Genomic DNA, 13724 nt, shown 5'->3' with positions numbered 1-13724 from the left:
ATCATGTTCGACGCGGTTCTCATCGCCAACCGGGGCGAGATCGCCGTCCGGGTCACCCGGACGCTGCGCCGCCTCGGCGTCCGCGCGATCGCCGTGCACACCGCGGCCGACGCGGGCGCCCGGCACGTCGCCGAGGCCGACACGGCGGTGGCCGTGCCCGGCTACCTCGACATCGAGGCCGTCATCGCGGCCGCGCTGGCCACCGGCGCGCGCGCCGTCCACCCCGGCTACGGCTTCCTCGCCGAGAACGCCGCCTTCGCCCGCCGCTGCGCCGAGGCCGGCCTGGTCTTCGTCGGCCCGCCGCCGGAGGCCATCGAGGCGATGGGCGACAAGATCAGGGCCAAGGCGACGGTCTCGGCCGCCGGGGTGCCCGTGGTGCCCGGCGGCGCGGAGCCGCACGACGACCTCGCCGAGGCGGCGCTGCGGGTCGGCCTCCCCGCGCTGATCAAGCCGTCCGCGGGCGGCGGCGGCAAGGGCATGGTGCTGGTGCGCACCGCCGCCGAACTGCCCGGCGCCATCGAGTCGGCCCGCCGTACGGCGCTGGCCGCGTTCGGGGACGGCACGCTGCTCATCGAGCGGTTCGTGGCCGGGCCCCGGCACATCGAGATCCAGGTGCTCGCCGACGGGCACGGCAACGTCGTGCACCTCGGCGAGCGCGAGTGCAGCCTGCAACGACGCCACCAGAAGATCGTCGAGGAGGCGCCCTCGCCGCTGCTCGACGCCGGGGCGCGGGCCCGGATGGGCGCGGCGGCGGTGGAGGCCGCCCGCTCGGTCGGGTACGCCGGGGCGGGCACCGTCGAGTTCATCGTGCACGGCGAGACCCGCGAGCACTACTTCATGGAGATGAACACCCGGCTCCAGGTCGAGCACCCGGTCACCGAGATGGTCACCGGCCTGGACCTCGTGGAACTGCAACTGCGGATCGCCGCCGGGGAGCCGCTGCCGTTCACCCAGGACGAGGTGCGCCTGACCGGCCACGCCGCCGAGGCCCGCGTCTACGCCGAGGACCCGTCCCGCGACTTCCTCCCCACCGGCGGCCGCGTCCTCGCCCTCACCACCCCGCCCGAGACCCCGCCCCGCGACGCCGCGACCGGTGGCGGGGCCGGTGGCACGGTCGTGCGGGTGGACTCCGGGCTGGCGGCCGGGGGAGTGGTGAGCAGCGCGTACGACCCGATGCTGGCCAAGGTCGTCGTGTGGGCGCCGGACCGGGAGGGCGCGCTGCGCGGGCTGGACCGGGCACTGGGGGAGACCGGGATCCTCGGCCTCACCACCAACGTGCCCTTCCTGCGCCGCCTGGTGACCCATCCCGCCGTGCTCGCCGGCGACCTCGACACCGGGCTGGTCGAACGGGTGCTCCCCGAACTGCTCCCGGCCGGCGGCGTCCCCGCCGACGTGCTCGCCGCCGCCGCGCTCGTCTTCCACGATGGCCTGTCCCCCGCGCCGGGAGCTGACGCCGCCGATCCGTGGGACGTCGCGGACGGCTGGCGGGTCGGCGGCCACGCCTGGACGACGTGGCGGCTGGAGGCCCGCGGCGAGGTGCACGAGGTGGGAGTGCGCGGCCTGCCACGCGCCGGCGCCGAGGTGCGCACCCCCGGCGCGGACCCGCTCCCCGCCCGGCTCGCCGGGGACGCCGGCGGCGGACTCGCGGTCACCGTCGCGGGCGTCACCCGCCGCTTCACCGCGGCCAGGGACGGCGACACGCTGTGGCTCGGCGGGGACGGAGCCGCCTGGGCGCTGACCAGGCACCTGCTGGGCGACCCCGGCGACCGGGCCGGGGCCGCGCTCGGCGGCGACGGCGTGGTGCGCAGCCCGATGCCGGGGACCGTCCTGGTGGTGAAGGCCGCCGTGGGCGACGAGGTCGCCGAGGGGCAGCCGCTGCTGATCGTGGAGGCGATGAAGATGGAGCACACCGTGACCGCGCCGGCCGCCGGCGTGGTGGCCGAGCTGCCGGTGCGGGCGGGCCAGTCCGTCGACATGGACGCCGTGCTGGCCGTGGTGCGGGCGGGGGAGGCCGGAGCATGATGCGGCAGCCGTACGAGGTGCCGATGGCGGGGCTGCCCGAGCGGGTCACGATCTACGAGGTCGGGCCGCGGGACGGCCTGCAGAACGAGTCGGCCGTGGTGCCCGTCGAGGTGAAGGCGGAGTTCCTGGCCCGGCTGGCCGCGGCCGGGCTGACCACGATCGAGGCCACCAGCTTCGTGCACCCCACCTGGGTGCCGCAGCTCGCCGACGCCGGGGAGCTGCTGTCGCTGATGACGCCGATGCCCGGCGTCCGCTACCCCGTCCTGGTGCCCAACGAGCGCGGCCTGGACCGGGCGCTGGAACACGGCGTCTCCGAGATCGCCGTCTTCGGCAGCGCCACCGAGACCTTCGCCCGGCGCAACCTGAACCGCAGCGTGGCCGGTTCGATCGAGATGTTCGCCCCGGTGGTGGAACGCGCGCTGGCCGCCGAGGTGAAGGTGCGGGCCTACCTGTCGATGTGCTTCGGCGACCCGTGGGAGGGGCCGACCCCGATCGGCCGGGTGGTGGACGTCGGCGAGCAACTGCTCGGCCTCGGCTGCCACGAGCTGTCCATCGGCGACACGATCGGCGTCGGCACCCCCGGCCACGTCACCGCCCTGCTCGACGCCTTCGCCGCGCGCGGCATCGGCCCCGGGCGGCTCGCCGTGCACTTCCACGACACCTACGGCCAGGCCCTGGTCAACACGCTCGCCGCGCTGAGGGCCGGGGTCACCGTGGTGGACGCCTCGGCCGGCGGCATCGGCGGCTGCCCGTACGCCGAGTCGGCCACCGGCAACCTCGCCACCGAGGACCTCGTCTGGATGCTGCACGGCCTCGGCGTCGAGACCGGCGTGGACCTCGAATCCCTCGTGCGCACCAGCGTGTGGCTGAGCGAGAAGCTCGGCCGTCCCAGCCCTTCCCGCGTCGTCCAGGCGCTTTCCTAGGAGGATCCGATGCACCGCCTCAGCGACGAGTACGAAGCGCTTCGCAAGACGGTGGGCGAGTTCGCCCGCGACGTCGTCGCCCCGGTGATCGGGGACCTGTACGAGCGCTGCGAGTTCCCCTACGACATCGTGCGGCAGCTCGGCGCGATGGGCGTCTTCGGGCTGCCGATCCCGGAGGAGCACGGCGGCATGGGCGGCGACTACTTCGCGCTCTGCCTGGCCCTGGAGGAGCTGGCCAGGGTCGACTCCAGCGTGGCGATCACGGTGGAGGCCGCGGTGTCGCTGGGCGCGATGCCGATCTACCGGTTCGGCACCCCCGAGCAGCGCGAACGGTGGCTGCCCGCGCTGGCCGCCGGGGAGATGCTGGGCGCGTTCGGCCTGACCGAGCCCGGCGGCGGCTCCGACGTGCCCGGCGGGATGCGCACCACCGCGGTGCTCGACGGCGACGAGTGGGTGATCAACGGCACGAAGGCGTTCATCACCAACTCGGGCACCGACATCACCGGCGTCGTCGGCGTGGCCGCGATCACCGGGACCACCGAGGCCGGCAAGCCGGAGATCTCCACCATCCTGGTGCCGTCGGGCACCCCCGGCTTCACCGTGTCGAAGAAGTACTCCAAGGTCGGCTGGTCGGCCTCGGACACCCGGGAGCTGTCCTTCGCGGACTGCCGGGTGCCCGCCGCCAACCTGCTGGGCGAGCGGGGCCGTGGCTACGCGCAGTTCCTGCAGACGCTCGACGAGGGCCGGATCGCGATCGCCGCGCTGTCGGTGGGCCTCGCCCAGGGCTGCGTGGACGAGTCGCTGCGCTACGTCCGCGAACGGCGGGCCTTCGGCCACCCGATCGGCCACTACCAGGCCATCCAGTTCAAGGTCGCCGACATGGAGGTCCGCGCGCACACCGCCCGCCTGGCCTACTACCACGCCGCGGAGAAGATGCTCGCCGGCGAGCCCTTCAAGAAGGAGGCCGCCATCGCCAAGCTGGTCGCCAGCAACGCCGCGATGGACAACGCCCGCGACGCCACCCAGGTCTTCGGCGGCTACGGCTTCATGAACGAGTTCCCGGTCGGCCGCTTCTACCGCGACGCCAAGATCCTGGAGATCGGCGAGGGCACCAGCGAGGTCCAGCGCATGCTCATCGCCCGCCAGCTGGGTCTCGCCGACCTGTGACCCGCCAGGCGGTCCGGCCCACCCGTCCCGCCGTGTCCGACCGCACCCTGTCCCCTGGACGACGCCCGGCGCCGGTGAGCATCACTCCGCGCCGGGCCGTCGGCGTGCCCTGGCGCGTCCCGTCGTCGCGGGGACGGTGGGACGCGCCGGGGTGACGGGGGTCAGGAGGGGAGCTGGGCGTCCAGGCGGTAGCCGTCCACGGTGACGTAGACCTGGTCGCCGGGGCGGGCGTTGAGCCGCATGAGGACCGGCTGGAGGGAGTCGAAGACCGGCTGGCGGTCACGCCACACCAGGACCACGGCGTTGTCGCCGGGACCGGTCACCGACAGCAGCGTGCCAGGGCGCATGCCGAGCTGCGCGGCGTACCCCTCGGGCACGGCCACCGGCTCGCCCCGCAGGTGCTCGCTGGTGACGTCGATGCGCTGCCAGCGGCGCGGGTCGGAGCTCGGGCTCGGCGGCGGCGGGGGCGGCGTGGAGGGCGCGCCGGCGCGCTGGCCGGGGGTGAGGTGCGGGGGACGCGGCTGGCCGTTGCCGGCGAACGCGTTCGCCGACAGCGCGGACAGCGTGGCGAGCGCGGCGCTCGGGTCGATGTTCGTGTTGGCGACCTGCGGCACCGGCTGACCGCCCCGGGCGTGGCCGTTGACCCCCGGCGTACGGCGGGGCAGCTGGGCCGGGAACGCGCCGGAAACCGTGCCGGATGCGGCGCCGGCGGGCCGCTGCGGGAGCTGCTGCTGCTCGTGGGCCGCCCGCTCGTGCGCGGCGGGGATCGTGCCCAGCGCGTCGAGCCAGGCCCTGGCCGAGTGCGAGCGGATGCCGAGCTGGGCGAGCAGCTCCACCACGTCGGCCTCGGCCGGTTTCGTGGCGACGAGCTGCCGGGTGCGCTCGCGCAGGCCGCCCAGGTCGCCGACGACCAGCCAGCCCTCCTGGAGCCTGCGGTCGGGCATCAGCGTCACCAGCACCCGCCACAGCGGCGTGCGCAGGATCGGCACCTCGACCGGATGCGACGGGTCGGCGCCGACGAGCTGCTCCTCGGTCGCCGCCGCGCCGAGCCACTCGGTCAGCCGGAACAGGTGCCCGGTGAGCGGCGAGGACGCCGGCGAGCGCAGCCACAGCAGCACCCGCTCCTCGGCGCTGCGCTGGGCCAGTGACAGCACCTCGCGGTCCACGCCGAGCCGGTGCGCGAGCGTGCGCAGGCTGATCGGGTCGGTGGCGAACAGCCGCTCGACGGCCACGGCCTGTTCCAGCGGCTGCCATTCGCGGAAGGTCGAGTCGACGAGCCCGACCAGCGGGTGCTCGGCCACCATCTCCGGGGTGGGCGGCGCGGCCGGCGCCCCCGGCGCAGGCGCCTGCGGCGCGGCGCTGCCCGGCTGCGGCTGTCCGGGCTGGACCGCCTGCGGCGGGGCGAGCGCCGGCTGACCGGGCTGCACCTGAGCGGCCGGCGGCTGAGCGAGCTGCGGCTGGCCGATCTGTGGCTGGGGGGCCTGCGGCTGGACGGCCTGGGGGTGAGGGGCCTGGGGCTGGGCGGCCTGGGGGTGAGCGGGCTGCGGCTGGGCGGCCTGGGGGTGAGCGGGCTGCGGCTGGGCGGCCTGCGGGTGTGGCTGGGGGGGAACGGCCTGCGCCGGGGGCAGGGCGGGGCGCCCGGCGGGTACGGCGGGGCCGCCCGCCAGGGCGGCGATGTGCGTGCCCTGCTGCGCGCCGGCCTGGGTCTGGGCCTGCTGGGTGGCAGCGCCGGCGGACCGGTGCGCCGGGATCCGGCTCAGCACGTCGCGGTAGATCGCCGACAGCACGGTCTCCGCCGAGGCGGGCGCGGCCGGCGCGGACAGGTCGGCCGGGGTGAGCCTGCGCAGCCTGGACCAGCCGCCCAGCCCGTTGATCACCGCGCGGACCGGCTCCGGCCAGCCGGGCAGCGCCGGGTCGGCGGCGTGCACCTGCAACGCGGGCATCAGGTCGGTCAGCGGAAGATGGTCCCAGCGGGTGACGGACAGCCGCGAGAGCCGGTCACAGAGCCAGTCCATGCCCATCACGGCCAAGGCCCGTGGCAGCGTCACGGAGGCCCACCAACCGGCGGGAAGTCGCGGGTCGGCCAGAACTTCGGTGACCTGTCTGGGCCGGCTCCAGCGCAGGGCCGGAACCAGATCGCTCAGGCAGATCGATGACTCGGCGTCCATCGGCAGACCGCAACCTCCCCAGAGTGACGCGTGTGGCTGATGGTGCAGCCTACGCCGCAAGCTATCAATTGGTGTCAATAGGGTAAAGCTCGTCGGGCGATAAATCGGGCGAAAGCCTCAAGTCGGGCCTTCCCCCCACCAGCGTGGTCGCATCCGCGCCGGACCGGCATCCGGCGGCCAGCGCGTCCGCGTCGTTCGCGCCCCCCAATGATGCTGTCAGATATCCGGCCGCGAAGGCGTCGCCCGCCCCGGTCGAGTCAACCACGTCCACGCGCGCGCCGGGCGCTCTCGCCGACACCCGGCCGCGCCTGGCCAGCAACGCCCCGTCCGCGCCGAGCTTCACCACCGCCGTGCCGTACCGGGCGCTCAGCAGCTCGGCCGCGCGTTCCGCGTCCGTCTCGCCGGTCAGCAGCAGGGCCTCGTCCAGGTTCGGGATCACCAGGCCGGCCGGCGCGGTCTCGGCCAGGAAGCGCTCGACGCCGAAGTCGTGCAGGAAACCGGTCGAGGCCGGGTCCACGCTGATCCGCGCGCCGCGCCCGGCGGCGGCGGCCATGGCGCGGCGGGCGAGGAGCAGGCCGGGTCCCGCGAAGAGGGTGTAGCCGGACACGTGCAGGTGGCCCACGCCGTCGAGCAGCTCGTCGGCCCAGTCGCCGGGGCCGATCGCGCCGCCCGCGCCCCGGTTGGTCAGCATGGTCCGCTCGCCGGTCCCGTCCACCATCGCGATCACCACAGCCGTGGGCCGCCCGGCGTCCACCCGCACGTGCGGGAGCACCCCCGCCCGCACCAGCGCCGCCGTGTGCCACTCGGCCGTGTCGAACCCGGCCCTGGCCAGCAGCCGCGCGTCCGCGCCCAGCCGCGCGGCCCACGCGGCCGTGTTGGCGCCCGACCCGCCCGGCCGCAGCGTGATGTCGGCCGCCGTGTCGGTCCCCTTCGCGATCCCCTCCCGGTGGATGGCCACCACATCGGTCACCACGTCCCCGATCACCAGCAGCCCCGCCGGAGGCACACGCTCACCGGCCGCGGCGGGCCGGAGACGGCCACCCGCGGTCGCGGGGGGCCGGTGGGCAGCGGGAGGCGTGGGCGCGGCGTCGTGCGGGGGAGTGCGTGCGGGGACCTGCGGGGTGGGCGCGGGGTCGGGCGGGGGAGTGCGTGCGGGGTCGGGCGGGGTGGGCGCGGGGTCGGGCGGGGGAGTGCGTGCGGGGTCGGGCGGGGTGGGTGGTGGGGGCGCCGGGGTGTCTCGGCCGGGCATGGCGGGTCAGCGGGCCGTGGACCAGGCGGCGGCGATCCGGGCGGCGAGGCGGGTGTTGCCGCGCACGGCGGCGAGGTTGGCCTCCAGGGAGGCGCCCTCGGTGCCCTTGACCAGATAGTCGAGCAGGAACGGGGTGATCGCCTGGCCGCTGACCCCGGCGGCGGACGCCGCCTGGAGGGCCTCGGCGAGCACCCGGTCGTGCAGGGCGGGGTCGAGCTGCTGCTCCACCGGGACGGGGTTGGCGACGATCAGGGCGGTCTCCGTCCCGCCGAGGGCGTCCTGGGCCCGCATGACCGCCGCGGCCTCGGCGGGCGACTCGATCCGCCAGTCCACCGGCTCGCCGGAGGTGTGCAGGTAGAAGCCGGGGAAGAAGTCGGTGCGGTAACCGGCCACCGTCACGCCCCGGGTCTCCAGCCGTTGCAGCGTGGCCGGTACGTCGAGGATGGACTTCACCCCGGCGCAGACGACGGTGATCCGGGTACGGCTGAGCGCGTCGAGGTCGGCGGACTCGTCCTGGTCCTCGGTCCAGCCCCGGTGCACCCCGCCGAGGCCGCCGGTGGCGAAGACCCGGATCCCGGCCCGCGCGGCCAGGAACGAGGTCGCCGAGACCGTCGTGGCCCCGCTCGCGCCCAGGGCCGCCGCGAGCGGCAGGTCGCGCTGCCCCAGCTTGCGCAGCCCGGGCTCGGCGGCGACGCGGCGCAGCCCCTCCTCGTCCAGCCCGATCCGCGCGACCCCGTCCAGCACCGCGATCGTCGCGGGCACGGCCCCGGCCTCCCGGACGATCTCCTCCAGTTCCCCGGCCACCTCCAGGTTCCGCGGCTGCGGCAGCCCGTGCGAGATGATCGTGGACTCCAGCGCCACGACCGGCGTCCCCTCGGCGAGGGCGGCGGCGACCTCGGCGGAAGGGCGGAGGATGGTGTCGGCACTCCTAGACATGGGCTGGTTCTTACCCCTCGTCGACAGTCGTTAGCGCTTTGCGTGGAACGGTGTGTTTGTTCCGAAGTGAGCAGGTTACGGGGGCCCATGTCCGGCGTCCACTCGGGGCCGCGGCGCAGGTGTAGAGTGCCCGGCATGGTGGTGGAGGGAGCCCTGGCCGTACCCCGTCCCGGCCCGTTCGGGCGCGGCGGTCCCTGACCTCCGGGAGCCCTCCGGCGCGGTCACCGAACCGCGCCCGCCCGCGCCCGGCACCGGCCGCGGGACCGGACGATCAGCTGGGAGACACCCCCCGATGCAAGCCTCGCGTTATGACGTCGTCGTCGCGGGCGGCGGGCACAACGGCCTGGTGGCCGCCGCCTACCTCGCCAGGGCGGGCCGCCGGGTCCTGGTGCTGGAGCGCCTGGACCACGTGGGCGGCCTCGCCGTCTCCGCCCGGCCGTTCCCCGGCGTGGACGCCCGGCTGTCGCGCTACTCCTACCTCGTCAGCCTGCTGCCCGCGCGGATCGTCAAGGACCTGGGGCTGACCCTGGAGCTGCGCCGCCGCCGGTTCGCCTCCTACACCCCGCTCGGCCGTACCGGCCTGCTGGTCGACGGCGCCGACGAGGGCCGCACCGCCGCCTCCTTCGCCGCGGTCACCGGCGGCCCCGCCGAGCACGAGGCGTGGCGGCGCTTCTACGCGATGACCGCGCGGGTGGCCGCCCGCCTCGCACCCACCCTGCTCGAACCCCTCCCCAGCCGTACGGCGGTGCGCGCGGCCGTCGGGGACGAGGCGTGGCGCGACCTGTTCGAGCGGCCCATCGGTGAGACGGTGGCGGAGCGGTTCGCGGACGACACGGTGCGCGGCGTCGTGCTCACCGACGCGCTGATCGGCACCTTCGCCGACCCCGGCGACCCCGGCCTGCTGGCCAACCGGTGCTTCCTCTACCACGTGATCGGCGACGGCACCGGCGACTGGAACGTGCCGGTCGGCGGCATGGGCGCGGTGTCCGGCGCGCTCGCCGGCGCGGCCCGGGCGGCCGGCGCCGAGATCCGCACCGGCGCGGAGGTGCTGGCCATCGACCCCGACTCGGGCGAGGTGACGTTCGCCGGCGAGGACGGCGAGCACACGGTGCGCGGCGGCCACGTGCTGGCCGGGCTGCCGCCCGCCGTGCTCGCCCGGCTGCTCGGCGGCCACGCGGAGCCGCCCGAGGGCGCCCAGCTCAAGATCAACATGGTGCTGGCCCGGCTGCCCCGGCTGAAGGACCCCGCGGTGGAGCCGGCGGAGGCGTTCAGCGGCACGTTCCACGTGAACGAGGGGCACGGCCAGCTGGCCGCCGCGCACGCGCAGGCCGCCGCCGGCCGTATCCCCGCCCTGCCGCCCGCCGAGGTCTACTGCCACACCCTGACCGACCCGTCCATCCTCGGGCCGGAGCTGCGCGCCGCGGGCGCGCACACGATGACGCTGTTCGGCCTGCACATGCCCGCCCGGCTGTTCCGCGAGGACCCCGCGGGCGCCCGCGAGGCGGCGCTGCGGGCCACGCTCGCCTCGATCGACTCCGTGCTCGCCGAGCCGCTGGAGGACTGCCTGCTCCGCGACGCGGACGGCGCCCCCTGCCTGGAGGTGAAGACCCCGGTGGACCTGGAGACCGACGCGGGGCTGCCCGGCGGGCACATCTTCCACGGCGACCTCGCCTGGCCGTACGCGCCGGAGGGCGAGGACCGCTGGGGCGTGCGGACCGGGCACCCGCGGGTCCTGCTGTGCGGGGCCGGGGCGCGCAGGGGCGGCGGCGTCAGCGGCATCCCCGGGCACAACGCCGCCATGGCCGTCCTGGGCGGTTGACGAGCCTTCACGCGCTCTTCACCGGACGCCCTCTGGCGCCGCGGAGCCACCTGGTGCATCGTGGAGTCAGCCCGGCGGCTCCGCGCGGCGCAGGTGATCCCCGAAGCCGCGCGCGGCGATAGTCTGAAGGAATGCGGAGCGTGCGGGAAGCCAGGACGAACACCAGGGCGGATCAGGCCGACCAGCGGCGGGCGGAGCTGCTCGACGCCGCCCGCAGGGTCGTGCTGGAGCGAGGGCTCGCCAGCACCCGCGTCTCCGACATCGCCAAGGAGATCAACGTCAGCGGCGGGCTGATCCACTACCACTTCGCCACCAAGGACGAGCTGATCACCGCGATGCTCCGGGCCACCCTGGAGGAGGAGAGCGCCCGGCTGGCCGAGCTGGCCGGCGCACCGGGCAGCGTGGTGTCGCGGCTGGACCAGATGCTGCGGTTCTACATCCCCGAGTCGCGCAGCGACCAGAGCTGGATCATCTGGATCGACGCCTGGGCCGCCGCCCTGCGCGAGCCCGCGGTCTGCGAGATCATGTACGAGCTGGAGCTGACCTGGATCACCGCCGTCGAGGGGCTGATCAAGGCCGGGGTCGAGTCCGGTGAGTTCAGCTGCGACGATCCCCGGGGGGCCGCCGAGCGCATCGACGCGATGCTCGACGGGCTGGTCACCCGCTACACGCTGCACCCCGCCGTGCTCACCCGGCAGCGGCTGCTGGAGCACGCCAGGATCGCCGCCGCCCGCGAGGTGGGGCTGCCGCCGGCGGCCTTCGGCGACTGACCGCGCGACCTCGCTACACGGGCTGGGCGGCCAGCAGGTAGGCGAGCCGGGCCGCCGCGTCCTCGATGTTGTCGGCGCTGCCGAGCCGGTAGCCCCACGATGTGAGGAAGTTGCCCTCGGGGCAGCAGGTCACCGTCTCCAGGAGCGTGTCGCTGAACCGGTTCCGAACGCACACGTAAGCCGGGTCGCTGCTCAGAGCGAGGTTCTGCACGGTCAGGTCGGCGTGGCGGCGCGCCGCCACGGCGAAGTGCTCAAGACAGGACATCGTGTCCAGCATCATGCGTCACCTCCGCAACTTTTTCTCGCGACAGGATTGCACGATCTTGTCATGACAAGCAAGCAATTGCGAAGGTCAATTCGCGGATTGTTCCTCCCGCGCGAAGTCGTCGATCACCCTGACCACCACCGCCCGCGCCGCGTCGCCGAAGGCCGCGGCCGAGCAGAGTTCCTCGAACGTCGAGCAGTAGAAGGAGACGTCCTCCGGGGCGCGCAGCAGCAGGTCCCTGGTCTTGGTCGGCACCCCCACGAGTTCGTCGTCGTAGATCCAGAACCCGTTCAGCAGGGCCGACGGCAGCGGCGCCTCGAACGGGATCACGCCGAACTCGACGTTGGGCAGGGTGCTCACGGCGAGCAGCCGGTCCAGCTGGCCCAGGATGACGGTGAGCGGGGCCAGCCGGTAACGCAGCACCGCCTCGGGCAGGACGAACCGGAAACGGCGGTTGCGGTCGTAGAGGATCTCCTGGCGCTGCATCCGGACCCTGATCGCGGAGTCGATCTCCTCCGGGGCCGCCTGGAGCCGCCTGACCTTGGCGAAGACGTTGCGGGCGTACTCGGTGGTCTGCAGCAGGCCGATGACCACGCCGGGCTCGAAGACGCGGAAGGACCGGGTGCGCGCCTCCAGGTCCCTGATGTCCTCCTGCATGGCCACCAGGCCGGCGCGCGGCCGGTGCCGGGACTCGTTCCGCTCCACCAGCGACGCCGCCTGCCCGGCCAGCGTGCCGACCGTGCCCTGCGGGGCGCCGACGGCCCGGCCCCACATCAGCACGTCGTCCTCGGTCGCGGTCTGCCGGGCGTTCTCCAGCCGGGAGACCTTGGACGCCTGCCAGCCGAGGCGCTCGGCGAGTTCCTTGCCCGACAGGTGGGCGGCCTCCCGCAATCGTCTCAGCTGGGAGCCGAGATCGATCCGAGCCTGCTGAAAGCTGCTCACGCCACCTCCGCTGCGGGGCGCCGAAGGGCCTGGCCACGTTCCCGGCAGCCGCGGCGGTGCCGGGCCCGGGGTGCGCATGACAGTAGACCGGACCGGGCGGCCGTGCCAGGGTGCGCGGCTAAATCGTGATCAACGACGACGGGCGGAGGGGGCGGCGCCGGTCAGTCGAGAACGCGCCGGGCGATCTCGGTGAGCAGCTCGCGAGGCACCTCGACGGCGACCTCCCCGTCGAGCACGTGGCGCAGGTCGGCGAGCGCGGCGGCGTCGCTGACCTGCAGTCCCTGCACGACGATGGTGCCGCGGTCGGTCTCGTAGAGGGACGGGCAGGCGCCCGCCTCCGAGGTGGAGCCGAGAAACCGCAAGCGCATGATGTTTCCTTCCCCGAGCGGTCCCCCCTGCAATTGCGCGCAATTGTATAGGGATCAAGGTCGCTGGAAGGTTCCAATGCCCAGGGATCAGGATATTACGCCCGCCACCCGAAATATTGGGTTTCGGCTACAAGGGGGATGGCGCGTGGAAAGTCTCCGCGGCAGGGGTTCCGGTCAGGCGGGCCGGGGCGCCCATCGGGGCGGGCGCCTGTCCAGCAGCGCGGCGATGCCCTCCTGCCCCTCCGCCGAGGTGAAGCGCTCCGCCGACAGCTCGGCCATCTGCCGCATCCCCTCCTCGACCGTCAGCGCCGGAACCCTGCGCACGAGCCCCTTGGTGATGGCCAGCGCCTCGGGCCCGCCGCGCAACAGCATGTCCGCGTAGCGCGCCACCGTCGCGTCCAGCTCCTCCTCCGGCACCGCCCGGGTGAGCAGCCCGATCTCGGCCGCCCGCGCGGCGTCGAACACCTCGCCGGTCAGGAAGTACTCCGCCGCCGCCCGCGGCTCCAGCCGGCGCAGCACGGTCACCGAGATCATCGCGGGCACCACCCCCAGCCGCACCTCGGAGAAGGCGAAGGATGCCGTCAGCGGCGCGATGGCGAAGTCGCAGGCCGCGACCAGGCCGAGCCCGCCGGCCCTGGCGGTGCCGTTCAGCCGGCAGATCACCGGCTTGGGGCTCTCCCAGATCAGGCTCATGATCTCCGGGAAGGACGCGGTCACCGGCGCGCGGTGCGGATCGTCCGGCGCGACGCGCTGCTCCTTGAGGTCGGCGCCGGAGCAGAACACGGGCCCCGCGCCGGTCAGCACGATCACTCGTACGCTCTCCTCGCCGAGCGCCCAGTTCAGCCGGGCCTCCAGGTCGCCGAGCAGCCGCACCGAGAGCGCGTTGCGGTTGCGCGGCGAGTCCAGGGTGATCGTGGCCACGCCGTCCGCCACCTCCCTGCGGACCAGGCTCTCCACGGGCCACCCTCCATCGCTGCTGGTCACTGACGCTCCTCGGACACGACGGGCACGGCTCCCGCCTCGGCCGGCCCTGCGGCGGCGGCCGCATGACGATCACGCAGCAATCTAACGCGGGCGCGTCCGGCCCGGGAAGGA

Annotated in this window: 12 protein-coding genes; 5 read left to right on the top strand and 7 right to left on the bottom strand. The window is 74.7% G+C overall.

Annotated elements, in window-relative coordinates; translation table 11 throughout:
• Nucleotides 1-3: 3 nt before the first annotated feature.
• Genes QSK26_RS34110 through QSK26_RS34100 form a run of 3 tightly spaced genes read left to right on the top strand, consistent with a single transcriptional unit; the run spans nt 4 to nt 4112 of the window.
• Nucleotides 4-2022 (top strand): acetyl/propionyl/methylcrotonyl-CoA carboxylase subunit alpha, encoded by a 2019-nt coding sequence (locus QSK26_RS34110; protein WP_285779446.1) that lies wholly within the window; start codon nt 4-6, stop codon nt 2020-2022.
• Nucleotides 2019-2945 (top strand): hydroxymethylglutaryl-CoA lyase, encoded by a 927-nt coding sequence (locus QSK26_RS34105; protein ID WP_285779445.1) that lies wholly within the window; start codon nt 2019-2021, stop codon nt 2943-2945. The genes QSK26_RS34110 and QSK26_RS34105 overlap by 4 nt, the downstream gene beginning before the upstream one ends.
• Before the next feature lie 9 nt (nt 2946-2954).
• The gene (locus QSK26_RS34100) at nt 2955-4112 is read left to right on the top strand and encodes an acyl-CoA dehydrogenase family protein (protein ID WP_285779444.1); all 1158 of its coding nucleotides are present in this window, start codon (nt 2955-2957) and stop codon (nt 4110-4112) included.
• 161 nt (nt 4113-4273) lie between these two features.
• On the opposite strand, the gene QSK26_RS34095 is transcribed toward QSK26_RS34100, so the two are convergent.
• The 3 genes from QSK26_RS34095 to QSK26_RS34085 all read right to left on the bottom strand — a co-directional run bounded on the left by QSK26_RS34095 (nt 4274) and on the right by QSK26_RS34085 (nt 8465).
• Entirely contained in the window at nt 4274-6160 is a 1887-nt protein-coding gene (locus QSK26_RS34095; protein ID WP_285779443.1) for a hypothetical protein, read from the bottom strand.
• A 184-nt stretch (nt 6161-6344) separates the two neighbouring features.
• A complete protein-coding gene (locus tag QSK26_RS34090) occupies nt 6345-7286 on the bottom strand; it encodes a carbohydrate kinase family protein (RefSeq protein WP_285779442.1) in 942 nt (313 codons plus the stop codon).
• 249 nt (nt 7287-7535) lie between these two features.
• The gene (locus tag QSK26_RS34085) at nt 7536-8465 is read right to left on the bottom strand and encodes a pseudouridine-5'-phosphate glycosidase (RefSeq protein WP_285779441.1); all 930 of its coding nucleotides are present in this window, start codon (nt 8463-8465) and stop codon (nt 7536-7538) included.
• 292 nt (nt 8466-8757) lie between these two features.
• On the opposite strand from QSK26_RS34085, the gene QSK26_RS34080 reads away from it, so the two are divergent.
• Together QSK26_RS34080 and QSK26_RS34075 are read left to right on the top strand one after the other, a co-directional pair.
• A complete protein-coding gene (locus QSK26_RS34080) occupies nt 8758-10284 on the top strand; it encodes a phytoene desaturase family protein (RefSeq protein ID WP_285779440.1) in 1527 nt (508 codons plus the stop codon).
• 140 nt (nt 10285-10424) lie between these two features.
• Entirely contained in the window at nt 10425-11054 is a 630-nt protein-coding gene (locus tag QSK26_RS34075) for a TetR/AcrR family transcriptional regulator (RefSeq protein WP_285779439.1), read from the top strand.
• Nucleotides 11055-11067: 13 nt separating this feature from the next.
• On the opposite strand, the gene QSK26_RS34070 is transcribed toward QSK26_RS34075, so the two are convergent.
• The 4 genes from QSK26_RS34070 to QSK26_RS34055 all read right to left on the bottom strand — a co-directional run bounded on the left by QSK26_RS34070 (nt 11068) and on the right by QSK26_RS34055 (nt 13613).
• Complete coding sequence (locus QSK26_RS34070) at nt 11068-11334, bottom strand: hypothetical protein (protein WP_285779438.1); 267 nt, start codon at nt 11332-11334, stop codon at nt 11068-11070.
• Nucleotides 11335-11406: 72 nt separating this feature from the next.
• Nucleotides 11407-12261: a helix-turn-helix domain-containing protein gene (locus QSK26_RS34065; protein WP_285779437.1), complete on the bottom strand. Its 855-nt coding sequence runs from the start codon at nt 12259-12261 to the stop codon at nt 11407-11409.
• Between the two features lie 161 nt (nt 12262-12422).
• On the bottom strand, nt 12423-12629 hold the full coding sequence (locus QSK26_RS34060) for a hypothetical protein (protein WP_285779436.1): 207 nt from the start codon (nt 12627-12629) through the stop codon (nt 12423-12425).
• A gap of 174 nt (nt 12630-12803) precedes the next feature.
• Nucleotides 12804-13613, bottom strand: a complete 810-nt coding sequence (locus QSK26_RS34055) for an enoyl-CoA hydratase-related protein (RefSeq protein ID WP_285779435.1) — start codon at nt 13611-13613, stop codon at nt 12804-12806.
• Between the last annotated feature and the right edge of the window lie 111 nt (nt 13614-13724).

This window comes from Microtetraspora sp. NBRC 13810 (genome assembly GCF_030268685.1).
Classification (GTDB): Bacteria; Actinomycetota; Actinomycetes; order Streptosporangiales; family Streptosporangiaceae; genus BSRQ01.
This window is presented reverse-complemented; position numbering and strand designations above follow the sequence as displayed.

Bases quoted from the DNA above. Each gene is read 5' to 3' on its own strand.
- QSK26_RS34100 (WP_285779444.1), top strand. From the start codon at position 2,955: ATGCACCGCCTCAGCGACGAGTACGAAGCGCTTCGCAAGACGGTGGGC.
- QSK26_RS34060 (WP_285779436.1), bottom strand. From the start codon at position 12,629: ATGCGCTTGCGGTTTCTCGGCTCCACCTCGGAGGCGGGCGCCTGCCCG.
- QSK26_RS34070 (WP_285779438.1), bottom strand. From the start codon at position 11,334: ATGATGCTGGACACGATGTCCTGTCTTGAGCACTTCGCCGTGGCGGCG.
- QSK26_RS34110 (WP_285779446.1), top strand. From the start codon at position 4: ATGTTCGACGCGGTTCTCATCGCCAACCGGGGCGAGATCGCCGTCCGG.
- QSK26_RS34105 (WP_285779445.1), top strand. From the start codon at position 2,019: ATGATGCGGCAGCCGTACGAGGTGCCGATGGCGGGGCTGCCCGAGCGG.
- QSK26_RS34080 (WP_285779440.1), top strand. From the start codon at position 8,758: ATGCAAGCCTCGCGTTATGACGTCGTCGTCGCGGGCGGCGGGCACAAC.
- QSK26_RS34085 (WP_285779441.1), bottom strand. From the start codon at position 8,465: ATGTCTAGGAGTGCCGACACCATCCTCCGCCCTTCCGCCGAGGTCGCC.